Annotated in this window: 21 protein-coding genes and 1 pseudogene; 12 read left to right on the top strand and 10 right to left on the bottom strand. The window is 45.5% G+C overall.

Annotated elements, in window-relative coordinates; genetic code table 11:
- Positions 1 to 27: 27 nt before the first annotated feature.
- On the bottom strand, positions 28 to 834 hold the full coding sequence (locus tag MMG82_RS12180) for an NYN domain-containing protein (protein ID WP_188870023.1): 807 nt from the start codon (positions 832 to 834) through the stop codon (positions 28 to 30).
- Positions 835 to 1,786: 952 nt separating this feature from the next.
- Between MMG82_RS12180 and MMG82_RS12185 the strand changes: the two genes are divergently transcribed.
- From MMG82_RS12185 to MMG82_RS12205, 5 genes are all read left to right on the top strand, one after another.
- Positions 1,787 to 2,089 (top strand): cytochrome c, encoded by a 303-nt coding sequence (locus MMG82_RS12185; protein WP_055646732.1) that lies wholly within the window; start codon positions 1,787 to 1,789, stop codon positions 2,087 to 2,089.
- Position 2,090: 1 nt separating this feature from the next.
- Positions 2,091 to 3,317, top strand: coding sequence for a sulfite oxidase (locus MMG82_RS12190; RefSeq protein WP_099457019.1), 1,227 nt, complete (start codon positions 2,091 to 2,093; stop codon positions 3,315 to 3,317).
- Entirely contained in the window at positions 3,317 to 3,700 is a 384-nt protein-coding gene (locus tag MMG82_RS12195; protein ID WP_047539094.1) for a cytochrome c, read from the top strand. Before MMG82_RS12190 ends, MMG82_RS12195 begins: the two co-directional genes overlap by 1 nt.
- The gene (locus MMG82_RS12200) at positions 3,697 to 4,032 is read left to right on the top strand and encodes a c-type cytochrome (protein ID WP_037429989.1); all 336 of its coding nucleotides are present in this window, start codon (positions 3,697 to 3,699) and stop codon (positions 4,030 to 4,032) included. The genes MMG82_RS12195 and MMG82_RS12200 overlap by 4 nt, the downstream gene beginning before the upstream one ends.
- Positions 4,033 to 4,132: 100 nt before the next feature.
- Positions 4,133 to 4,603: a hypothetical protein gene (locus MMG82_RS12205; RefSeq protein WP_241406895.1), complete on the top strand. Its 471-nt coding sequence runs from the start codon at positions 4,133 to 4,135 to the stop codon at positions 4,601 to 4,603.
- Positions 4,604 to 4,743: 140 nt separating this feature from the next.
- Here the strand turns inward: MMG82_RS12205 and MMG82_RS12210 are convergent, their stop codons facing one another.
- The gene (locus MMG82_RS12210; RefSeq protein WP_241406896.1) at positions 4,744 to 6,987 is read right to left on the bottom strand and encodes a TonB-dependent hemoglobin/transferrin/lactoferrin family receptor; all 2,244 of its coding nucleotides are present in this window, start codon (positions 6,985 to 6,987) and stop codon (positions 4,744 to 4,746) included.
- 190 nt (positions 6,988 to 7,177) lie between these two features.
- Here MMG82_RS12210 and MMG82_RS12215 point away from each other — a divergent pair, with 190 nt between their 5' ends.
- Positions 7,178 to 7,576: a carboxymuconolactone decarboxylase family protein gene (locus MMG82_RS12215; RefSeq protein ID WP_241406897.1), complete on the top strand. Its 399-nt coding sequence runs from the start codon at positions 7,178 to 7,180 to the stop codon at positions 7,574 to 7,576.
- 200 nt (positions 7,577 to 7,776) lie between these two features.
- On the opposite strand, the gene MMG82_RS12220 is transcribed toward MMG82_RS12215, so the two are convergent.
- Both MMG82_RS12220 and MMG82_RS12225 read right to left on the bottom strand, forming a co-directional pair.
- Positions 7,777 to 8,277 carry a hypothetical protein gene (locus tag MMG82_RS12220; protein WP_241406898.1) on the bottom strand — a complete coding sequence of 167 codons (501 nt, stop codon included), beginning with the start codon at positions 8,275 to 8,277 and terminating at the stop codon, positions 7,777 to 7,779.
- A 185-nt stretch (positions 8,278 to 8,462) separates the two neighbouring features.
- Complete coding sequence (locus MMG82_RS12225) at positions 8,463 to 8,714, bottom strand: DUF2999 family protein (RefSeq protein ID WP_037414210.1); 252 nt, start codon at positions 8,712 to 8,714, stop codon at positions 8,463 to 8,465.
- 387 nt (positions 8,715 to 9,101) lie between these two features.
- Between MMG82_RS12225 and katG the strand changes: the two genes are divergently transcribed.
- From katG to MMG82_RS12245, 4 genes are all read left to right on the top strand, one after another.
- Positions 9,102 to 11,324, top strand: coding sequence for a catalase/peroxidase HPI (gene katG / locus MMG82_RS12230; RefSeq protein ID WP_241406899.1), 2,223 nt, complete (start codon positions 9,102 to 9,104; stop codon positions 11,322 to 11,324).
- A gap of 196 nt (positions 11,325 to 11,520) precedes the next feature.
- Positions 11,521 to 13,014 carry an ATP-binding cassette domain-containing protein gene (locus MMG82_RS12235; RefSeq protein ID WP_099457017.1) on the top strand — a complete coding sequence of 498 codons (1,494 nt, stop codon included), beginning with the start codon at positions 11,521 to 11,523 and terminating at the stop codon, positions 13,012 to 13,014.
- A gap of 174 nt (positions 13,015 to 13,188) precedes the next feature.
- A complete protein-coding gene (locus tag MMG82_RS12240) occupies positions 13,189 to 13,485 on the top strand; it encodes a DUF134 domain-containing protein (protein WP_241406900.1) in 297 nt (98 codons plus the stop codon).
- Positions 13,482 to 13,985, top strand: a complete 504-nt coding sequence (locus tag MMG82_RS12245) for a NifB/NifX family molybdenum-iron cluster-binding protein (protein ID WP_037414203.1) — start codon at positions 13,482 to 13,484, stop codon at positions 13,983 to 13,985. Before MMG82_RS12240 ends, MMG82_RS12245 begins: the two co-directional genes overlap by 4 nt.
- Before the next feature lie 320 nt (positions 13,986 to 14,305).
- Here MMG82_RS12245 and MMG82_RS12250 read toward each other — a convergent pair whose 3' ends face one another.
- From MMG82_RS12250 to MMG82_RS12270, 5 genes and pseudogenes are all read right to left on the bottom strand, one after another.
- Entirely contained in the window at positions 14,306 to 15,160 is an 855-nt protein-coding gene (locus tag MMG82_RS12250) for a DUF4238 domain-containing protein (protein WP_241406901.1), read from the bottom strand.
- Positions 15,161 to 15,746: 586 nt separating this feature from the next.
- Positions 15,747 to 16,100 (bottom strand): annotated as a pseudogene (locus tag MMG82_RS12255) (transposase); the annotation flags it as partial.
- A 232-nt stretch (positions 16,101 to 16,332) separates the two neighbouring features.
- Entirely contained in the window at positions 16,333 to 17,310 is a 978-nt protein-coding gene (locus MMG82_RS12260; RefSeq protein WP_241406902.1) for a transposase, read from the bottom strand.
- A 171-nt stretch (positions 17,311 to 17,481) separates the two neighbouring features.
- Positions 17,482 to 17,829: a thioredoxin family protein gene (locus tag MMG82_RS12265; RefSeq protein WP_047538868.1), complete on the bottom strand. Its 348-nt coding sequence runs from the start codon at positions 17,827 to 17,829 to the stop codon at positions 17,482 to 17,484.
- Positions 17,830 to 18,036: 207 nt separating this feature from the next.
- On the bottom strand, positions 18,037 to 18,648 hold the full coding sequence (locus MMG82_RS12270) for an excalibur calcium-binding domain-containing protein (protein WP_047538865.1): 612 nt from the start codon (positions 18,646 to 18,648) through the stop codon (positions 18,037 to 18,039).
- 306 nt (positions 18,649 to 18,954) lie between these two features.
- Here MMG82_RS12270 and MMG82_RS12275 point away from each other — a divergent pair, with 306 nt between their 5' ends.
- Complete coding sequence (locus tag MMG82_RS12275) at positions 18,955 to 19,311, top strand: helix-turn-helix transcriptional regulator (RefSeq protein ID WP_039978743.1); 357 nt, start codon at positions 18,955 to 18,957, stop codon at positions 19,309 to 19,311.
- A gap of 1 nt (position 19,312) precedes the next feature.
- The gene (locus tag MMG82_RS12280) at positions 19,313 to 20,263 is read left to right on the top strand and encodes a hypothetical protein (protein WP_047538856.1); all 951 of its coding nucleotides are present in this window, start codon (positions 19,313 to 19,315) and stop codon (positions 20,261 to 20,263) included.
- 34 nt (positions 20,264 to 20,297) lie between these two features.
- Here MMG82_RS12280 and MMG82_RS12285 read toward each other — a convergent pair whose 3' ends face one another.
- Positions 20,298 to 21,098, bottom strand: a complete 801-nt coding sequence (locus tag MMG82_RS12285) for a hypothetical protein (protein WP_047538853.1) — start codon at positions 21,096 to 21,098, stop codon at positions 20,298 to 20,300.
- Positions 21,099 to 21,426 lie beyond the last annotated feature (328 nt).

Genomic DNA, 21,426 nt, shown 5'->3' on the forward strand with positions numbered 1-21,426 from the left:
AATTAATTTTAAATTAATTAGGTGAATTTATTTCCCATTCTTCTTTGCGCGTTTGATATCTCTTACCCATAGCACTGAGCCGTGGGTTTTACGCATTTCGAAGAGATCGATTGCGGCAAAGAGGTCGCTGAGTTTTTTAAATCCGTAGTTTCGCTGATCGAACGAGCTGTGATTTGAGATATGTGAGCCTATTGGGCCGAGTTGTGCCCAGCCATCTTCCTCTTCGGTTGCTTCTATGGCTTGGCGCAAAAGGTTGATCAGTTTGGTGTCACTTTTTAAATTGCATTTTTGTGGTGTCGCGGTTTTGGGCTGAGCTTGCTCGGTTTTACTAACTGAGTCTGGTGTAGTTGGTGGCGGCTGAGTGACTTCTGATATCACTTCAATTTCTTCTGCGACAACTACAGGTTCTGCGTCGAGGTAGAGGAAGCGAGAGCAGCTATTTACGAAAGCGGCTGGTGCTTTACGTTCACCGAAACCAAAAACGGTTTTACCATCGGCTAAGGCTCTGGTCACAAGGGGAGTAAAGTCGCAATCCGAAGAGATTAAGCAAATGATGTCTATATCCTTTGTGTAAAGAATGTCCATAGCATCAATCACTAAAGCGATATCGCTGGCATTTTTACCCTTAGTTAAATCGAATTGTTGAATAGGCTGAATGGCATATTCATGCAGGATATCTTCCCATGGCTTTAGGTTCGGGCTTTTCCAATTCCCATAGGCCTTTCGAATACTGATGAGACCGTGTTTTGCAAGCTCAGCGAGTACCACATCAAACTTTCTGGCTGGCGCATTATCGGCATCAATAAACACCGCAATTTTTTCTTTATTCTGCATGTGGGTTCCAACGAATGTGGTTGTTTTACTCATTCATAAGCACGCTACCGCCCATGGCACTTGCTACCAGAAAGCACATAGATGATAAATTTTAATAAAAACAATAATAAAGCTATCAGCTTGTGGTTGGTGAAACCTTAAACTGAATCACAATTGGTACTGAGGGGGAGCATCTTTAAGGAGAGGTGTAGAGTGCTTGTCCTTGCCTTGTTCGCTTTGTCGAGCGGATCTTCCCTGACTCATTTTATCGCCATTTTAATCAACGAATTTATCGTTAACACTAAATAGGCATTGATTAAGTAACAGCTTAAGCATTGTTTATTAATCAAAATTTAACTTAGCGTACAGCATATTATGAACAGCGGCAATAGTGACCTGTTGCCAAGGAAAAGTTATCTCTTGGATTTTAAACGAGCCCCGATTGTTAATTTTCTAAAGATATAGAAGGAATCACTCTGCTAGTTTTGCATTAGCCCAAAATGGAACATTCATTTGTTTTTCAGTAAATCGCAGACAACACCAAAGTGACAGAAGTTCACGAGTGTCTGACGCGATAGCATAAGAACGCTTACTCCGTTAGGGGCGTCTTGGAGCATCCAAGGGCGAAGGCCAACGGCCGTTTTGAGCGCGAGATAGGGATATCGAGCTGGTAGTTTAACATGGACGTTTTTGATAGGACGAGCAGTCCTCCTTGGTCGACTCTTGATTAAAAAATCAGGGGGTGAAGCCCCACGACTTTAACTCCCCTTGGCCATAAGGCCATAAACTATCTTCTTTATCTAATCAATGGCTTGAAATTTTACTACTTACTAATACAAGTCACTTCTCTTGAGCTTTTGACTCAATTGTATTGAATGTGAACCTCGATAAGCATTGATGTAACTTAATGTTATCTGAATGGCTACGTTCAATGACAGTCGTCGTGATGAACACTAACTGAAGAGAATAATGGATGTTGCTGCGAGTGATTTATTCGGCGGGTGTGCTGATGCTTTTGTTGCCGGTGGTCACCCACGCCGATGAGAGCAATAAATTATTGAATATGTGCAAGGCCTGCCATGGCAAGTCTGGCATGAGTCGTTTTGAACATATTCCGAATATTGGATGGCAAAACTCGGATTATCTGTTGAAGCAGCTTCGAGCCTTTAAGGCTGGCACGCGCCAAGACCCCACTATGACTAAAGTCGCTCAGTTGTTGAGTGAGGCGGATATGCAGCAGATGGCGGAATACTTTTACCTCGGAAAGGATAAATAACATGGATCTTAATCGTCGAGTTTTTATAAAAGGTGCGGTAGCGACGTCGGTGTTATCCGCGCTGCCGGTTAAGTGGGTATTTGCCGATAAGCTTCCTGCTGGGGTGAGTGCTTTGGATATTTCGGCATTAACCTGGACTAAGGCTGAGGACTTACCGAGCTATTTCAAAGTATTAAACACTAACCCGCTGAATGCCTATCCGCCAGAGCATATGCTCGCGCCTTCGGTGACGCCTGCCGATGTTTCGTTTATCCGCTGGAATGGCATAGTGCCTGATTTTAAGACGCTGGATGCTAAAACCTGGACTTTTAAAGTGGATGGCGAGTCGGTTATCACCCCTAAAACCTACACCATTGATGAGTTAAAGCGCCGCTTTAAACATTACACCTTACAGTTATTGATTGAATGTGGCGGCAATAGTCGCGCGGGCTTTTTCCCGAGTACTAAGGGCAATCAGTGGAATAACTCAGCAGTATTTTGTTCCGAGTGGACAGGTGTGTTGGTGAGCGATGTGCTTAAGGATTGTGGTGTTAAAGCCGATGCGGTTTACACCGGCCACCACGGGGCTGATGTACATTTGAGCGGAAAAGGTGAGGCCATTTCCCGCGGTGTTCCTATCAAGGCGGCGCTCGAAGAGCTTGGGCTAATCGCATGGTCGATGAATGGTGAGGATATTCCTTACCTGCATGGTTATCCCCTACGTATCGTATTTGGTGGCCGGCCGGGATCGGTTTCGCAAAAAGCGGCAACGGGGATCAGTGTGCGTAATAAAGTCCACGACGGGCATAAAATGGCAGCGCCAGCGTATCAAGTGCCTAAATATCCGATTGCACCCGGCGAGACGGTTGCTGAAAAAGACTATCGAATTATTGAAGAAATGATCGTGAAGTCTTTGATCACTCAACCACAATCTGGCACTGAACTGGCTCAAGGGCAAAAACTGACGGTTGCGGGCCATGCGTGGGCGGGCGTGCGCGAAGTGGTGAAGGTGGAAGTGAGTTACGATTATGGCACCCGTTGGTTTGTCGCGGAGCTACAAAAACCGAAAAACGCCACCGCATGGCAGCAATGGAGCATTGAGTTGCAGTTGCCAACACAGGGCTATTACGAAATCTGGGCCAAAGCAACCGATAGCGAAGGTGATAGCCAACCGGTTGTACAGCCACAATGGAACCCTAAGGGATATATGTTTAATGGTTGCCACCGTATTGCCGTTAGGGTGGTGTGATGAGAGCGCATGTCAATAAGCTGATCATGTGTGGGCTGCTTTTCACTGGGGCGTCGTTCGCCGCCGAGTACCCCGTGGACCCTCAATCGGGCCTTATTATGGCGCCCGGTTGGGAGTTGGTGAATTATCAATGCAATGCCTGTCACACCAGTATGATTGTTACCCAAAATCGCGGTGATAAAGCCTTTTGGAAAGAAACCTTGCAGTGGATGGTGGATACCCAAGGCTTATGGGATTTGTCGGATACGTGGGAGCCGACGTTGAGCTACCTCAGTAGCTATTATGGTCAAGCTGAAATGGATATGACCCTCTTTAGGCGTTTGCCCCTTGACGCAAGCCAGTTACCACCGCCAGCTAAACCTGCCGCTAAGGGATCTCAATGAAAACGTTTATCGTCAGTTTGCTTGTCCTGTGCGGCTTATCCACAGCGGTTTATGCCGAAGGTTATCAAGCCGATATCGAGCGGGGTAAAGCGCTTGCCACGGCTCAATGTGAGTCATGCCATGGGCTGGCGATGATCGCCATGGCCAAGCAATTCCCCAATTTAAGGGGGCAAAAACCGGCTTACCTTAATAAGCAGTTAGTCGATTTCAAAGCGGGCTTACGCCTCGATCCGTTAATGCAATCACAGGTCAGTGCGTTGACTGCCGAGCAATTACAGGATGTTGCGCTGTTTTATAGTCAGCAAGACATCCCCAATCTCAGTGCAAATTAGTGCGGCTAGCCGTTTGCTTGCTGACAAGAGTAAGTTAAGCGGTTAGCATCATTGCCATCGGCTTATGGCGACGACACGGCTGGAAATGGCGTTGATAGGAATGGCATTGATAAATCGCAGAAAATTAGCATCTCTTATTGGCGTGCTGGTGTTATTGCCAGCATGGGGATATGCCCTGCCAGCGCAGGTGAGCGAAGCTAATCACTGTCAGCCTGTCAGCGGCTCTGAACAACACTCAGATCAGTGTGAGCACAGCGCGGATAATACCGCCTACGATAAATTTGATGGCGTGGTATACCATGGCGTCATCGATACTAAGCCCGTCACGCTGGAAATTATTGGTCAAGGCAACCGCTATCGAATGACTGTCGATGGCTTGGCAACATTTGGGGAGTTGAATACCGAGCGCGGCTTTGAGCAGGATGAAAACGCTTCGCTCTTTATCCTTAACTGGCAACAGCCTGAAGCAGAACAGATAAAGTTTGTTAAATTATCCAAAGACCATTCAGTACTGGTGCGGGTTGATGCCAATGGCCAGCTCGATAACACCGCAACCCTGCATACGCGATAAAATGAGTCATTGTTGTTGCGAGCGCTTGATTACACATCAGGGGATGAAGCCGCGATTTTGATTGAGTGTATGGCTCAGAGAGATTGCTAAACATTCCCCGGTAAACACCGGGGAATGTTTAGCAAGTACAACCGATTGAATTAAAACTGATAATTCACACTTAGGTTGAAATAACGCCCTGGTTGGGTGAAATCATCCTTTTGCAAGTTCATGGTGCTATTGAGTAAGAACACGGATTGGCCAGCCACATCGGCGTAGTCAACATATTCCTTATCAAACAGGTTATACACCCCAGCACGCAGATGCAGATTGTCGGTAACGTGCAGGCCCATGGTTAAGTCAAACACGGCGTAACCGGCGGTGTTGTAGACTTCGTTAAAGCTTTCTTTAGGAATACATTGGCCCATTACGCAAATATCATCGATGGTCAGGTTGATATCGTGGGTGCGGTCCATCTTATCGGCCCAGCGTACCACTGCGCCAATATCGGTTTCCATCCCACCAATATTGCTATACCAATTCACCCCTAGGTTACCTTTTAGCGGGCTAACGCTGTTAAGGTATTGACCGTTTTCATCGGTTCCATGGGTATAAGCGATATTGCCCCATAGCTCTATGGTATCTGTCAGCCAATGGTTGGCTTGGGCTTCAGCGCCGTAGAGGGTCACTTGATCGCGGTTGAAGTACTGGTATTTGAACTCCATGGGCTGCATCACCGGACCAAACACTGGCGGTTTAAAGCTGACATATTGCCAGTCAATAAAGTCGACCGCGTGGGTGTAGAAGGTGGTGAGTTCATATTGAGTATCTGCATGATTGCCGCGGATACCCAGTTCCCAGGTGTGGGATTGCTCAGACTTTAAGTCATAGTTGGCTTGAATGATCACATCGGTCATCGAGCCGCCATCGACCTCTAACTCACCCCATTTTTGATCGGGCGTAGGCATTTTATAGCCATAGGCATATTGAGCGTAGGCACTCACTGTGTCGGTAAGTTTATAAACGAGCCCCACTTTGGGTGACCAAAAGGTGTCGCTCATTACCGCAAAGTCGGCGGGATCTTTACCTGCTTCCATCGCTTGTTGTTGGTCGGGGCTGTTACGGAAATAGTCATAACGTAGGCCGCCAATCAGGTTTAAATCACCATTTAACAGGGTAATATCGTCCTGCAAAAATAGCCCTAAACGGTTGCTATCGGTATCGGCAAAGGTAAAGGGGGTTTCGGTTTGCCAATCACCGCCGCTGCTAGCGATATTGTTGTTGCGATGGCGCATCATTTTGGACCATTCATAGTCCATACCGTAGGTGAGCTGATGGCCGTATCCCTCTGCGCCTATGTATTTGCTGAAGGTGCTGGTTATGCCCAGTCGCTGATCTTTAAATTTATAGTCGCGATATTCGGTAAGTGGGCGCGCTGCGGTACGCAAATCAAAATAATCACGGTGTTCGAGTTGCTCCGTTTGGCCAAAATAGGCGGTAACGGTCAAATCATCGTGTAAATAAGTGGCTTTATCGGAGCGCAGTTGTAGGGCGCCGTTGATCACTTGGGTATCGCGATCGGTATCAATCCGTTGCTGCGGCACTTGGGCACGATTGAGTTTATCTTCCCAGCGTTCTAGCGTTTGCTCTAGATAGTCGAGGGTGAGCTGCACTGTGGTGTGCTCATTAAAGTGGTATTTGCTCTTGAATAGCAGGCTGTCCTGCACCAGATCGCTTTCAGGCTGAGTATCAAAGTAGTTAGGTAACTCTTCGCCTTTGCGATGCTGATAGGTGAGCAAATTCTCAAAATCGCTATAGGCCGCTGCGCTGGTAAAACCGCCGGAGTATTCGTTATTGATGCCTGTGTAACCCGCATTGAGTGACACATAATAATCTTCGCCCCGCAGGTAGTCGCTGGCATCTTTGGTGCGCATCACGACTACGCCACCGAGGGCATCGGAGCCGTACATCGTTGATGCTGCGGCTTTAACTACTTCAATTTGCTTAAGACTTTGTACTTCGGTTAAACCACGGCCTGTGCCTTCAGCACCAGGGCCTAACGGCGAAGCATACTGGTTATTTACCCGTACGCCATCTTTTACCATCATGACTCGGTTGCCGCCGATACCGCGAATGGTTACTGAGGTCGGTTTACCTGCACCGCCCTTGATATCGACAGCCGATTCGTTACGGAACAGGCTACCAAAGTCATTGCTCATATTACGTTCGATGGCTTGTTCATCTATGACCAAAATAGAGCCTGCCACCTGTTCAATGTTTTGTTCCATACGGGAACCTGAGACCACAATTACTTCTTGAATAAGTGGTTTAGATTGTTCGTCTGCCCAAGCGGGCAATGCACTTGCGACGGCAAGGGCACATAGACTGAGCGGCAATGGTTTCATCAATCACCTTTTTATAAATGAGAATTGTTCTTACCTTGAATATGCGCGATAGCTTATATGGAATTTACCTTGAGGTCAGGTTTTAATTGCCATAATGTGATCGATGCAAAGCCTGTGAATGATGTTTTTAAAGGGAATTATCTATTGAGCCAGTTAACCTTGTCAGAGTGTAGAGTAAAAGGATTGTCAGATGAACGAAGAGCAATATGAAAAAGGGCTTAAGGTGCGCCGCGCTGTGATGGGTGACAGTTTTGTTGATAAGGCCCTTAGCAGCGCAACGGATTTTACCCAGCCATTACAGGCGTTAGTGACTGCCAATTGTTGGGGTGAAGTGTGGTCTCGCGAGGGATTACCGCTGCAAACGCGCAGTTTAATCACCATCGCAACCTTAGCGGCACTAAAAGCGCCAGCTGAGTTAAAAGGTCATGTTCGCGGTGCCTTGCGCAATGGCTGCACAGTTGCAGAAATACAAGAAGTACTCTTACATTCAACCGTTTATTGCGGTATGCCGTCGGGCATTGAAGCCTTTAGAGCGGCAAAGGAAGTAATTGAAGAGTGGCAAGCTGAGCTGGGCAAGGTGTCGGAGTAGTCTTAATGTTAGACCCGTGTGGCATGTATCCTTTGAGCCATCGGATGTGGCACCATCACCTGATGTGTGCGTACTTAGGATACCTTGCCTGAACGAGGGGATGCTATTTGCTCGATGTTCAATGTTCGATGTTCGATGTTCAATAAGTGTGGCCTGAGTTTTTGCCTGTAGCTTGCGGCTCACACTCAGGCCAAGGCTTGTTAGAGTCGTGGATCGGCCGATTGGCTCTCGACTTGGCCGATGACAGTGATATCACTCAAGTTTGATAGTTTGCCCCACTGCTGAATCGTCATCATGCCGGTGATTTCCTGGGCGGTGAAACTTAAGCGTATGCCGTCTTTGCGGTATTCCTGCGGCAGATTTTTAGGCAATATTTTTTGGCCGTTGTCGGCGATAATTCCCCAAAAACCCCCTTCTAAATTGAGATATCTTACAGTGCCTTGCAGCATCATACCTTCTCCTTTAGGTGAAATACTTGGCTTGTTAACACCTTGTTTAGCCGCTTGCTGTCGCTGACTTTCGCGCTTATCCATATTGAGCGGATTAATCTCTGCTGTACTTGCTTGAGGCGTGCTTGTTTGTGAACTCGTTTGCTCGGCGGGTTTGTCCATGCCCTGCGCATGTTGCGCTTGAGTTTGCTTTTGACAACCCAACAACAGTGCGGGCAACAATAGTGCAAATAGACGAATAGGTGGGCGCATCTTGATTCCTTTCAATCACTTTTGGTTATGATGGCGTTTTGCAACACTCTAGCAAATATTGTCCGCGAGGGGCGATAAGGTTTTTATATCTTTATGTAGCAGTGTGAAAGGGTAGAGATAACAATTTGAATAAAAAGGCAAAGCCAATGATGCTTTGCCTTTATAAGCCGATTGGCTGGGATAAATTACTTTTGTAGTTGCGCTTTAGCGGCTTCAACCTTAGCAAAATCTAAGCCCAATTCGAGTACCGCTTCTTTAATCACGGCAGGATTTTGCATTACCAGAGCCATCAGTTGTTGCAGTTTTTCAGGTGGAATACCGAGCTGGCCAATAATGCCCATCGCCATCAGGGGATTATCAGTTAATGCTTGAAAAAGCTCGTTAATTTTTGCATCAGTGACATTGTGTTCTTTTAAGATGGCAATAATCGGATTCATTGCAATACCTTATCAACGTTAACGGAAAACGGCCGCTATGCTATCACAGATAGCTAAACCTTTTGGATGAACAATTTTATACCATAGTCATTCCCTATAAGTTGACTACTAATACAGTATGGATTTCGGTAAGCGGCAACTTTCTTAATGCTTTCATAAATTAACCATTGTTAATCTATTTTCGCGATTCCATTCATCGGTATTAATCGTTTCAATTACTTAGAAGCCTGTCATTAGACTGCAATCTCGGTTGTGTTAACGGCATATGACAATTTTGCCTTGGAGTAACACAACGATAAGGATTGCTGTATGCCGTCAAGCAGCAAGCGGATGGCTCATTGTTAATACAAATCAATGGGCCGAACAGGACGAAACTAGGTAACTATCATGAAAATAAACACCCTTCCTACGCTATCGGCGTTAACTTTGGCTATGTCTCTCGCATTGGGGGCGGGAACGGCCACAGCGCAAGAGCAAGTCACAGGTAATCAATTTTGGTGGCCTGAAAAATTAAATCTCAGTCCATTACGTCAAAATGCGATTGAATCCAATCCCTATGGCAGTGATTATCACTATGCCGAAGCCTTTAAAACCTTAGATCTCGATGCGGTAAAAAAAGATATCAAAGCCTTGATGACAGAGTCTCAGGACTGGTGGCCCGCCGATTATGGTCACTATGGGCCTTTCTTTATTCGTATGGCGTGGCATAGCGCGGGCGTATACCGGATTTTTGATGGTCGCGGTGGTGCTGCGGGTGGCCAACAACGCTTTGAACCCTTAAATAGCTGGCCGGATAACGTGAGCTTAGATAAGGCGCGCCGCCTGTTATGGCCTATCAAGCAAAAATACGGCAGCAAGCTTTCTTGGGGCGACTTGATGGTGCTAACCGGTAACGTGGCATTAGAGTCGATGGGCTTTAAAACCTTTGGTTTTGCGGGTGGTCGTGAAGACGACTGGGAAGCCGAAATGGTCAATTGGGGCTCAGAAAAAGCGTGGCTCGATAGTAAAAGACGCAACGAAAAGGGCGAATTGGCTAAACCTATGGGCGCGACCCAAATGGGCTTAATTTACGTTAACCCAGAAGGCCCGAACGGGGTGCCCGATCCCTTAGCTTCGGCAAAAGAAATCCGCGATACCTTTGGCCGTATGGCGATGAATGACGAAGAAACCGTTGCCTTAATCGCTGGTGGTCACACCTTTGGTAAGGCGCACGGGGCACACGATCCCGCAAAATGCGTGGGGGCCGATCCGGCAGCAGCAGGCATTGAAGAGCAAGGTCTCGGTTGGAAAAACAAATGTGGTAAAGGCCACTCTGAAGACACTGTTACCAGTGGTCTGGAAGGGGCTTGGTCATCCAATCCAACCAAATGGACCATGGAATATTTAACTTGGTTGTATACCTTTGACTGGGTACAAACCAAGAGTCCAGCGGGCCATATCCAATGGACGCCAGCCGATGATAAGGCGGCAAATCTGGTACCCGATGCTCACTTACCGGATAAGCGCCATGCGCCGATTATGTTCACCAGCGATATCGCGTTGAAGGAAGATCCTATTTATCGCGAAATCACCACGCGTTTCCTGAAAAATCCTAAGGAGTTTGAGCTAGCCTTCGCTAAGGCGTGGTTTAAGTTAACTCACCGCGATATGGGGCCAAAAGCGAGATATTTAGGTGCCGATGTGCCAGCAGAAACGCTGATTTGGCAAGATCCTATTCCTGCCCTTGACCATCCGCTTATCGATAACGCCGATATTAAAGCCTTAGGCAATAAGATCTTAGCATCTGGGTTAACAGTGCCTGAGTTGGTGAGAACCGCATGGGCGTCGGCCAGTAGCTTCCGTGATACCGATATGCGTGGCGGGGCAAATGGTGCGCGCATTCGTTTAGAGCCTATGATGAACTGGCAGGCGAACAATCCAAAAGAGTTAGCTAAAGTATTGGCTAAGCTTGAGAAAGTCCAAAAAGACTTTAATGGTTCGCTCAAGGACGGCAAAAAAGTCTCCTTAGCGGATGTGATTGTGCTGGGTGGTAGCGTCGCGGTTGAGAAAGCCGCGAAAGAGGCGGGAGTGACGGTTTCGGTGCCATTTACCCCAGGGCGAATGGACGCGACACAAGCACAAACCGATGTGAACTCATTTGCGGTGCTTGAACCTGCGGCCGATGGTTTCCGTAACTATTACTCAAAAGACAGCAGTCTTTCTCCCGCTGAGATGCTGATTGAGCGCGCCAATATGCTTAACCTGACCGTGCCCGAAATGACGGTGCTGGTGGGTGGTTTGCGTGCGTTGGATACAAATAGTGCTGGCGTTAAGCACGGTGTATTTACCGATAAGCCAGGTGTGCTGAGCAATGACTTCTTCGTTAACTTACTCGATATGTCGACTAAGTGGAGCAAGTCAGCCAAGCAAGAGGGCATTTACGAGGGACAAGACCGTAAGAGCGGTAAGCTTAAGTGGACAGCAACCCCAGTCGATCTCATCTTCGGCTCTCACTCTGAACTGCGCGCCGTGGCTGAAGTGTATGGTGCACAAGATGGCCAAGATAGATTCGTACAAGACTTTGTGAAAGCGTGGAATAAAGTCATGAACGCCGATCGCTTCGATATCTAAAGTGAGCGGTTAACCTCAAGCCCATCCGTGCGTTTTTGTCGGGTGGGCTTTTTATTTTTGTGGGTAATCAGTGTTTGAGCGATTGCTGACTGGCATTCCATTCTGCTTATTTACTCAGTAGTATCAATGCCATGATAGATTTTACGCATATTCAGTCGAGTCAATGTTAATCGGGTTGAATACCTAAGGAAGTGGGATGGGGAATAGTGCTACGTACTGGGATAAAACGCTTGTTGTAAAAGGGTTGCGCTACGGTCGTGGCAATGAGCTGCTAGTCGTTGAAGATTGGCAGTTAATGCCGATGCAACATTGGGCTATTTTTGCGACCGACAGTTATAGCGGTTCACTCCTTGGGCGAATATTAGCGGGTGATATACAGCCTGATGAAGGCGAGATATCTGGATTACCGTCGCGAATTGGTTGGGTGTCACTCGGTTTACAACAGGCATTACTTGAACGTGAGCTAGCAAAGGATGAACTCGACTATGGTTCAACGGTTGAATCCTTAGTGCTGGAATCTTGTCTGCATACTGAACGTTTGAGCGCCTTTTTACAAAAAGTGGAACTCGAACACTTAGCGCAAAGAGGATTTAGACAGTTATCGACTGGTGAAACCCGGCGGGTGATGTTAGCGAGGGCACTGGCAACTGAACCTGAATTATTGATTTTAGATGACCCCTACGCTGGGTTGGATAGCGAGCATCAACTCAGTCTATCACGGCTGTTAGTTGAAATTGCCGAATATACTCAGTTGCTTATCATCACCTCCCGCCAAGAAGAGTTACCACCCTGTATTAGCCATGTGGCACTGTTTAATAGCGATATGCTCAAATCGGGTCAGCATGTGCATCAACTCAGTGCACCTATGTCGATTGAGCAATGGCATAGTCACCCTGTGATGGCACACTTAAATGCGCTTTCGGCTAGCCGCAGTGCCGAGCTTTTAGCACTGATGGAGCGTCAACGTCACAATGCCGAAGCCTTTGATCCCTTAGTTGAGATTAAAAATGGCAAGGTGGAATATGTTAGCGGCTTGATTTTTAAAGATGTGAATTGGCGGATTAGTGCGGGCCAACACTGGCAAGTGCGTGGGCCAAATGGTTGCGGTAAGAGTACCTTGCTTGGGTTAATTTTGGGCGATCATCCCCAATGCTACAGCAACGATATCACTCTCTTTGGCCGGCCCCGTGGCAGCGGTGAGAGTATTTGGCAAATAAAACAACGGATTGGCATAGTTTCATCGGCCTTGCATTTGCAATACCGAGTGAGTTGTTCGGCGCTCGATGTCTTGTTATCGGGTTTTTATGATTCTATCGGTCTGTACCATAAACCCACTAAACCTCAGGTCGATTTGGCGAAGGAATGGCTAGCGATACTGCATATGAGTGAGTTTGCCAGCACGGGCTTTAAACAACTGGATTACGGCCAGCAGCGGCTATTGCTTATAGGCAGGGCATTGATTAAACAGCCGTTATTGTTGATTTTGGATGAACCCTACCAAGGGCTCGACTTTATCAATCGCACTTTGGTGATGCGGGCGCTGAATATGATTGCCGAGCACCATCTTAGCCAATTGCTTTATGTCTCCCACCATAGAGAAGATGCCTTGCCAGCCATTAAAAACTTTGTCGATTTTATCAAACAGGAAGAAGGGTATTCGGTCGAGATTAGTGAGGGTGCCGATGTGTAACTCGAATCAGCTATCGAGCCGAACCTTATCATCATGGTGAGTAAATTGTGATAACAGCCTCGGTTTAAAAGTGGTAAATGACCATAATAGTTTTTGGCGTACGCCAAAAACTATTCAAAGGGAGCGTCAATGCTCGATTGCTTTCTAACATTTGCCCTTGAGGTACCATCATAGATGCCAAGACCCAAAAAATGCCGTCAATTATCGAGTTGTGTGCCCTGTAGCCTGTTTAAACCTAATGGCATACCAGCGGCCAACTTATCCCAGATCCTTTTAGCTGCCGACGAGTTTGAAGCCTTAGAGCTTGGTGATGTGCAGCGCTTAAGCCAGCTTGAGGCCGCAGCGCAAATGGGGATCTCGCGGCAAACCTTTGGTTATCTCCTCGCCAGTGCTCGCCAAAAAGTGGCGACCACTATTACTCAAGGGTTAGTGCTGAAATTACCGACTCGAAACGATAAGGACCCAATATGATTATCGCCCTGCCTATTAGCCGTGGACGGCTTGCGAGCCATTTTACTAAGGCGCAGCAAGTCCATTTTTATGATGAAAATCATCAACTTTTACTTTCTATCCCGAACCCCGCCCTTGGCGGCAATTGCCAAGATAAAAAAGCCTTGTTAGATGTCATTCGTGCCCAGCACACCAGCATTGTGGTGGTGCAACATATTGGTGAGCGTATGCTTGGTAAGCTGCTCGATGCAGGGATCAGTGTGAGCCGAGGGGATAATCAATTATCGATTGCCACGCTGCTCGCCCAGAGTAAAGAGGTGAATTTGCGTTTAACCCAAGCATCACAGGGGCGTGCATCCCTAAAACATTTAGCCAAGGGCGGATGCTGTGGTGCTAAAAGAAGTTGTGGCTGCGGCGGTAAGGCAAAGACAACTCAAACCTTGTTGAGCCTGACTCAAGCGCAGCCAAGCTTAACCTTAGCTAAACCCATCGCATACAGTGGTTTTAGATTATCAAAATAGTCATGGCGTTATTGTAGGAGAGGAATAAAGTTTTGATACTAAACAATTAATTACCCCTGCGAGAACCGTTTAGATTAAACATGACCCAAAATAAAGATTCATACTAATTGCTACTACTCAGTCCGAATCGAGCTACAACCAAGTTTTAAAGTATCATACCCGTTGTAGCTCACTTCGGGACAAAAGCGTGATAGCTCCTTTGTTCTAACTTGTCAGTTTCGGATTAAAATTTCTATGGATTAAAGCCTGTAGCAGGCGCGGCTTTGTAGTGAAGGCGAAGCAGCAACGGTAAAGCTGCGCTGTGCCTGCGTTTGTTATATTCATTGGCCTTGGATTGACTTTTTAGAGGGGCCGATCACCCACCTTTCAGCATTGTTTATTATTAAGTTATTTATTACCCTGGCCTGAGTCGAATTAATGTATGTATGTTTAATCTCCGATTTATGCGACGATAGGCATAGACAAAGCTGCCGAGATAATGGAACCAGAATAAAATAGTCATCTCTACTACTCAACAATTGTTCTATTTCAATTGCGTCGTCTTTTACAATAAACGGATCATCACAAAGAAGAATATCGGCCTCGAAAGAATAGAGAAATAGCCAGCCCATGCAATCATGAATGCAAACTGCATTCTTTTGCGCGTTCTCAACCATCTTAATAAGCGTCATATTTCGTGATTCTGAAAATGACAGCCCTTCAAAAAGGCTGTCGTCATTCAGATCTAACCCCATATTTTCTGCTTTTTTCTTAGCTGCTTCATCAACTCTTGCATGCTTTAAAATTTCTCCGATAAGAGCGCGATCAAAATCACTTTGAAATTTATTGATAAGACGCGGATTTCTTGCGGATAAAAATCCGAAAAACATTGATAGATTATATAAACTGACGTCAGTTTTGTCGGGGTTTTCTGACATTAACTTCTCCACTTCGCTTGCGAATGCTCCATCAATGGTCGAAAGCATTGGATTTTCGATGAAGGTGGGCGAGTTAGACGCTTTTGCCGTTTCTCCAGTAAGAGAATAAAGAAAGTTTTCAGAGCAGAAGTTCCTGGGCCCAGCGGGTCCAAGAATTTTGGATTTCTTTTTATCGAGGTAAAATAGATTCTTTCCATCTAGCGAGAACAAAAGCTGATAAGACTGAGGGACATAATGATGATTCTTGGGGTTACTCATAATTGAATATAACGTCTTAGTATTTATGCGCTGCGCTGTTTGCGGGGCATAAATCGCTTGTTGGACTTGGCCGCTGCCATATCCATGTGAATTGGTATAAATGATGCTATAGGAATTTGCTTTTTTGTGGTAGCGAACTTTATACAGTTTTATGGGTAATCACTTGATATTGTGTTAGCTTTCTCATTATTAAATTCTCACGTCAGACAGATTGTTGACCTTGCTTGATACTATTTCGGCCTCGAACTCAGGCTGATACTCGCGCCACATTTTCTCATTGATGAAGTTGATAACTGATAAGGGCAGAACTCTTTAGCATTACTAAAATTAGGTTAATTTTTTTGATGTAAGCAATAAATCGAGCCACCCATTTTAAATCAACAACATAATGTACTTTCCGTTTACCTACAACTTGTAAAAGTTAATGTTGTTCAAAAAAGAACCATCAAAAGTCACAGGGATAGCATCTGAGGTAATAAATTGAGCTAATTCCTTCAAAAATAGTGTATTTCAGACGAGGTAAGTCATCCCATAGTGCTTAGGAAGTTTTAGGCAATGATTGTTGTCGAAGGGATATAAGCAGTTGTCAGTCACTGTAAAAGTGCTGGCAGCTTGCGACAAAGTGCCGTCGTCGCTTTTCTAAGTGTTCGCAGTAATGAGTCAGTTCTTGTAATGTGCCTACTGGACCATGAAATAGCTTACCAAACTCGGTAGTCAATTTGAGCCAATTGTCATGGGGGATATTTAATCTGGTCAGTAACTTACCACTATTTTCACTGATGCTTCCACGTTTATCATTGCGAATGATTCGGCCTGTATCTTCCACCAATTGAAGGTAATCGGTTAAGGAAAACGCAATGCCATTGGGTTGGTTGTCACACTCGTTACCAATAAACGGTAATAGATTACTAGGCTGCTCACCTTTTAATGCCGCCCGTAGTAAATCGAGCCACCCATTTTAAATCAACAACATAATGCACTTTCCGTTTACCTACAACTTGTAAAAGTTAATATTGTTCAAAAAAGAACCATCAAAAGTCACAGGGATAGCATCTGAGGTAATAAATTGAGCTAATTCCTTCAAAAATAGTGTATTTCAGACGAGGTAAGTCATCCCATAGTGCTTAGGAAGTTTTAGGCAATGATTGTTGTCGAAGGGATATAAGCAGTTGTCAGTCACTGTAAAAGTGCTGGCAGCTTGCGACAAAGTGCCGTCGTCGCTTTTCTAAGTGTTCGCAGTAATGAGTCAGTTCTTGTAATGTGCCTACTGGACCATGAAATAGCTTACCAAACTCGGTAGTCAATTTGAGCCAATTGTCATGGGGAATATTTAATCTGTTCAGTATCTTGGCGCTACTTTCGCTGATGCATCCACGTTTATCATTGCGAATGATTCGGCCGGTATCATCCACCAATTGAAGGTAATCCGTTAAGGAAAATGCAATGCCATTGGGTTGGTTGTCGCACTCATTACCAATAAAAGGTAGTAGATTGCTCGGCTGCTCACCTTTTAACGCCGCCAGAATGCGTAGTTGAATACTGGTATGGTCGGATTGTTCTGGTGTATCAGCCAGTTGTGCTCTAATGGGATTTAAATCCACATAAGTCATACAGGCTAATACTGCGGCTTCATCGAGTAGGGCTTGCGATTTGAACCGACCTTCCCAGAACCTGCCTGTGCAGTGATCTTCTTGATTTGCTTGCCTTGCAATCGGCTCATTCAAACAGCGCATAAACCATGAAATATCACACAAACGACTGCGATAAAGGGCGATTGAATGCTTTAATCTGCTGACCTCATGCGCTTCAACTAACTCACCTTTGGCGAACTTTTGCGTTAACTCATCGCCTTTAAACAACTTATGCCACTGCTCAAGCACTTCGCGGTCAGTCCAGCGATTGGCTGTCTCGATATCCACCCGCAGCACCAAATGCAGATGATTCGACATCACCGCAAATGCTGCCACATCAATAGCAAAAACGGCTTCAAGTTCAAATAATAATGACTCGACCCAAGCACGGCGATGGTCATAGTTTTTACCCGAGTAACTATCATCGCCACATAAAAAAGCCCGCCGAACAACGCGGCTACAGCAATGGTAATAGGGAGTGTCTTCAAGGCTTATCTGGGTTCGGCGAGGGCGCGGCATACAAACCTCCTTGTTCAATGCTTAAACAAAGCATAGTCGGAGGTTAGCTACCTCGCTATTAAGGTTGGGTGTCCATGTTTTGATGTTTTGGGGGCATAAATGTTTTAGAAAAGGCTGTACACCGATGTGTTAGCTGCCTTTTAAGTATGATTCTTTATTATTTGGTGACAGTTATTCTGCATTCAGTAATTTATAGGGGCGGGCAATCGCTCCTTTGAGATCGCCGAGGGAAAACACCTTCGAAAAGCGCGCAAAGCTTTTGCCATAAAATATTGTTTCTACCACGGGCAGACTAAAGACATTGTATCTCGCGGCAAGCTCTAGGTGAGTTTCACAGTCGATATAGACTAGCTGCATTTGGGGACAATCCTTGGCTAGCATAGCGGCGATTTGCGGTTTTAGTACCTGACACACGCCACAACTTGGTGCACCAAATAGCAGTAATACCGCTGGATATTGCTTTAGTATGGCATCCAGTTGCTCAGGTGTTTCAAGGGGGTGGGTAACGGCAGTCGGCATGGACAATCCTATCGAATTTGGGGTTTTACAGGCAGAGTATCACGGAATTAATCCCCATTTTACGGCACTGCTGCTGATAAATGAGCCTACGAAAAATAGACCCACCGTCAGTATGATAATGCCGAATACTATTAGTCCTGCTATTTGTGTTCCGCTGAGCTTATCGATCCAATGTGAAAGCTTATTTATCATTTTTGTTTTACCTCGTTACAACATGGATGAGCTGCACCATTGGCTTTCACAGGGAATACCATCGCCATCACCATCCATTTGCGTGTTGGGACAATTTTGAATGTAAAAGGTCGCTTCAGCACAGGAGCGCATATGGCTGCAATGCGTTTTACCTGCTTCACAGTGAAATTGAGGTTCGACTGTTCTTGGAGATTGTACTTCGGAATAAGCGGCTGGTTTTTCCTCAATAATAGTCTCTTGCCTTTGTTGAAATGCCTTATAGCCAAATCCCGCTAGGGCAACGAACAATAATATTGAAATCAAACGGTTGAGTGATGACTGGGTTTTCTTGGTATTGGCGCTTTTGTTGCCTCGATTGACCTGCGGCGTTCGGCTTGCGGCTGTTGATGTGGGGGTTGCTGCCAGTACCGCAACGCCCTCTATTGAAGCGATTACAGCTTTAATTTTGCCGTCATTCTGGACTTCTGTTTGGTATAAAATGCTATCGCCGACTTTCGGTTTTCGCGCCATCTTCTTAAGTACTGAGATATGGATAAACACATCGCGATCACCACTTTTATCTGGCTGAATAAAACCAAATCCCTTTTGATCGTTCCAGCGTACTAGTACGCCTCTCTCCATGAGCATTGATAGTTTCCTTATGAGTTGATTCTGCGCCTAATTGGATTTACTTGCATAAAAGGCTGCCAGCTAAGTTACTCAAGTTACAGCCTTTTGGCAATTTGTATCTGGGTGGCATCGCGATTGATGCTCTTTGCTTTGTGCGCGGCGATGGCCTCAGTACCTTGTGGTTTATGTGATTTGAAAAACAAGTCACCAAACCGTCTTGACTAAATTTTGTGCTAAAAACTTGCCATGTTACTGTGTGTCACATAGTATTTGCTGTGTGCCACATAGTATGTACAGCACAGTGTTAATCAATAGGAATTGAGTATGACAAGTTCACAGCTAGTCAAAATGCGACTCGAGTTACGCCGTGGCGTATTAGTGTTGGCGGTATTGGGATTGTTAAAACAACCCCATTATGGTTATTCGCTTCGCAAACAGTTGCAGGACGGCGGTATCGATATCGACGAGGGAACGCTGTATCCCTTAGTGCGCCGTTTAGCCGAGCAGGGATTGTTAGACAGTGAGTGGCGACAGGCGGAAGGACGAGAACGCCGTTACTATCAATTGTCATCATCGGGGGCTGAGCTACTTAGCCAACTAACCGAGGAATGGCAGCAACTTAATGGTGCCTTGGCATTTTTGCTAGGGCAGGTTACCGATGAGAATACAGAGGAAAACTGATATGGAATTAGTTGACCGTTATATTGCCGCTGTGCAACGGGAATTGCCCGAAGATAAACGTCAGGAAATTAGTCGTGAACTCAAAGCCAATATCTGTGATCAATTGGATGCCCTTGCTGAACAAGGTGAGCTGTCGGAATCACAAATCGCCGCAGTGTTAAAGCAAATGGGACATCCGGCACAGGTCGCCTGGCAATTTGTGCCACCAAGCCCCATAGTGGCTAATGAAGATATCTCTTTGTTTAAGTACACCTTGTATATGGTGCTGGGCGTCTTATTTGTATTGCAGGTGATTGGTGGGGCGACCCAATGGCTTGGTGCGAGTGAAGGGAGTTTATTAGGATTTCTGCTGCATATTGTCCACGGCTTTATCGGTGATGCTTGCTTTGCATTTACCGTAATTGTGTTGTCATTTTGGAGTTTTTCAATTCAGGGAAAATCAATTTCCGCTGGCTGTAGCAAAGACTGGCAACCGCAACAACTGCCCAAAGTGGTGCCTTCTTGGCAGCAAATCCGCTTTAGTGATGTGTTTTTCGATCTAGCGACTTATCTTTTTTTACTCTTGGTAATTTGGAATAGTGTCTGGATGAGTGCCGAGCAACTAGCGGCACGTTCAGTTATCTTCAGTGTTAATGTACAGCAATTGCTGCAATGGTTTAGCCCCATTATCTTGCTGTCTATTTTCAATAGTCTTTGGCAACTGCGCCGTCAGGTGTGGACGGCAACATTATTGCTAACGAATATGGGGATGAATCTAGCCTATGCGTTATTGCTTGTTTTTCTGGCGTTTAACTCGCCATTGTTACAGGTTCAAGGATCTGACTTAAATGGTCTTTTTACAGTGGAGCAGTTAGATAAATGGTTAAGTCATGTCCTGTTGATTACCGCATTATTCCCCAGTTATGAATGTATCCGTGATCTGTTGAGGTGGCGAAAGTTAACTGCAAGCTAGAGGCTTAAATCGTGGCGTGATTCGTGGTGAGGGATTATTTGTTTAGCTTACTGCTAATACTTGCTTGCGCTTGTTGCTTGTACAGTTCAAATAAACCCTGCTGCTTCATTTTTTTGAGTTGTGCAGCAAGGTTTATAGCCAGTTGGCTATGGCGCTCGTTTAAATACCCATAGCTTGTGATTGCCTCTAATGTCGCTATCGGTTTTATTAGGCCGTCTTTAAACTCAGGAGTTTGCTGAAGGAGTTGTGAACTTATTTCTGAATCGATGTAGATATCTATCCGGCCGTGAAGTAATTTTCGAAATGAGTTAATGGGTGAAGATGATTCACTAAGCCGCGCTTCTGGTATAAGCGCTGTAAGGATTTGTTCAACCCGCAATATGCCTCGATAATATTCAACCTTATAGTCTGCTGTGGTTAGTGATTGCCAATCAGCAAGCTTGATATTCGGATTATTACTAAAGGCGATTAAATGTGTTTCGATAATGGGTTCTTCAACCCTAATCACATGTTGTACTTTATCGCCATAGTTGAACACTCTACCGGGTTCGCCATCGACTTTACTTGACTCCAGCATTTTGCTGGCTCGAATTGCGGGTACGAGTTCATAACTAAATTGATAACCCAGTTGGTCTAAGGCATGGCTGTAAATGAGTTCGGCCCATTTAAAGTAAAAGCTATGTTCAGGATCCTCATAAAACGCCATAGTAAATATGGGCTTATCCGTTACAGTCGCCGCTGTTGGCGAAGGTGTGGTTTCACTCGCTTGGGCGCTTAAGCAAAAGACGATTCCAATTAATATATTGGATATACCCGCAAGGTTCCTAAACGGCATACTCACTCCCTTTAATATGGAATATATAACACGCCCTAGTGTCGAAAAATCTAAATTTAACAATCTAAATCAATGCTATAGATAATTTTTTGGAAATAAAAAATTTTCTGACTGATGCGCAGAGTTTTGCGCAATCAAGGCACTCTGTCGTACGCATAGTGAGCTCTGGTTATATAGAGTATAGCCATCCTAATTCACTGGCTTAGCTTTATTCTCCCTTGTTCTTCGAACGGTGAAAAACCTCAATATCGGCAACAAAATGTGATCTGGTGGCGGACAAATTGTCCTTTTGTTGATAAAAATGTGCGACTCAGCACATAAATTTGAC

The sequence above is a fragment of the Shewanella sp. MM_2022_3 genome (genome assembly GCF_022557375.1).
GTDB classification, from domain to species: domain Bacteria; phylum Pseudomonadota; class Gammaproteobacteria; order Enterobacterales; family Shewanellaceae; genus Shewanella; species Shewanella xiamenensis.

Excerpts from the sequence above, each read along its gene's own strand:
- MMG82_RS12180 (WP_188870023.1), bottom strand. The coding sequence starts at position 834 with ATGCAGAATAAAGAAAAAATTGCGGTGTTTATTGATGCCGATAATGCG.
- MMG82_RS12185 (WP_055646732.1), top strand. The coding sequence starts at position 1,787 with ATGTTGCTGCGAGTGATTTATTCGGCGGGTGTGCTGATGCTTTTGTTG.
- MMG82_RS12190 (WP_099457019.1), top strand. The coding sequence starts at position 2,091 with ATGGATCTTAATCGTCGAGTTTTTATAAAAGGTGCGGTAGCGACGTCG.
- MMG82_RS12195 (WP_047539094.1), top strand. The coding sequence starts at position 3,317 with ATGAGAGCGCATGTCAATAAGCTGATCATGTGTGGGCTGCTTTTCACT.
- MMG82_RS12200 (WP_037429989.1), top strand. The coding sequence starts at position 3,697 with ATGAAAACGTTTATCGTCAGTTTGCTTGTCCTGTGCGGCTTATCCACA.
- MMG82_RS12205 (WP_241406895.1), top strand. The coding sequence starts at position 4,133 with ATGGCATTGATAAATCGCAGAAAATTAGCATCTCTTATTGGCGTGCTG.
- MMG82_RS12210 (WP_241406896.1), bottom strand. The coding sequence starts at position 6,987 with ATGAAACCATTGCCGCTCAGTCTATGTGCCCTTGCCGTCGCAAGTGCA.
- MMG82_RS12215 (WP_241406897.1), top strand. The coding sequence starts at position 7,178 with ATGAACGAAGAGCAATATGAAAAAGGGCTTAAGGTGCGCCGCGCTGTG.
- MMG82_RS12220 (WP_241406898.1), bottom strand. The coding sequence starts at position 8,277 with ATGCGCCCACCTATTCGTCTATTTGCACTATTGTTGCCCGCACTGTTG.
- MMG82_RS12225 (WP_037414210.1), bottom strand. The coding sequence starts at position 8,714 with ATGAATCCGATTATTGCCATCTTAAAAGAACACAATGTCACTGATGCA.
- katG (WP_241406899.1), top strand. The coding sequence starts at position 9,102 with ATGAAAATAAACACCCTTCCTACGCTATCGGCGTTAACTTTGGCTATG.
- MMG82_RS12235 (WP_099457017.1), top strand. The coding sequence starts at position 11,521 with ATGGGGAATAGTGCTACGTACTGGGATAAAACGCTTGTTGTAAAAGGG.
- MMG82_RS12240 (WP_241406900.1), top strand. The coding sequence starts at position 13,189 with ATGCCAAGACCCAAAAAATGCCGTCAATTATCGAGTTGTGTGCCCTGT.
- MMG82_RS12245 (WP_037414203.1), top strand. The coding sequence starts at position 13,482 with ATGATTATCGCCCTGCCTATTAGCCGTGGACGGCTTGCGAGCCATTTT.
- MMG82_RS12250 (WP_241406901.1), bottom strand. The coding sequence starts at position 15,160 with ATGAGTAACCCCAAGAATCATCATTATGTCCCTCAGTCTTATCAGCTT.
- MMG82_RS12260 (WP_241406902.1), bottom strand. The coding sequence starts at position 17,310 with ATGCCGCGCCCTCGCCGAACCCAGATAAGCCTTGAAGACACTCCCTAT.
- MMG82_RS12265 (WP_047538868.1), bottom strand. The coding sequence starts at position 17,829 with ATGCCGACTGCCGTTACCCACCCCCTTGAAACACCTGAGCAACTGGAT.
- MMG82_RS12270 (WP_047538865.1), bottom strand. The coding sequence starts at position 18,648 with ATGCTCATGGAGAGAGGCGTACTAGTACGCTGGAACGATCAAAAGGGA.
- MMG82_RS12275 (WP_039978743.1), top strand. The coding sequence starts at position 18,955 with ATGACAAGTTCACAGCTAGTCAAAATGCGACTCGAGTTACGCCGTGGC.
- MMG82_RS12280 (WP_047538856.1), top strand. The coding sequence starts at position 19,313 with ATGGAATTAGTTGACCGTTATATTGCCGCTGTGCAACGGGAATTGCCC.
- MMG82_RS12285 (WP_047538853.1), bottom strand. The coding sequence starts at position 21,098 with ATGCCGTTTAGGAACCTTGCGGGTATATCCAATATATTAATTGGAATC.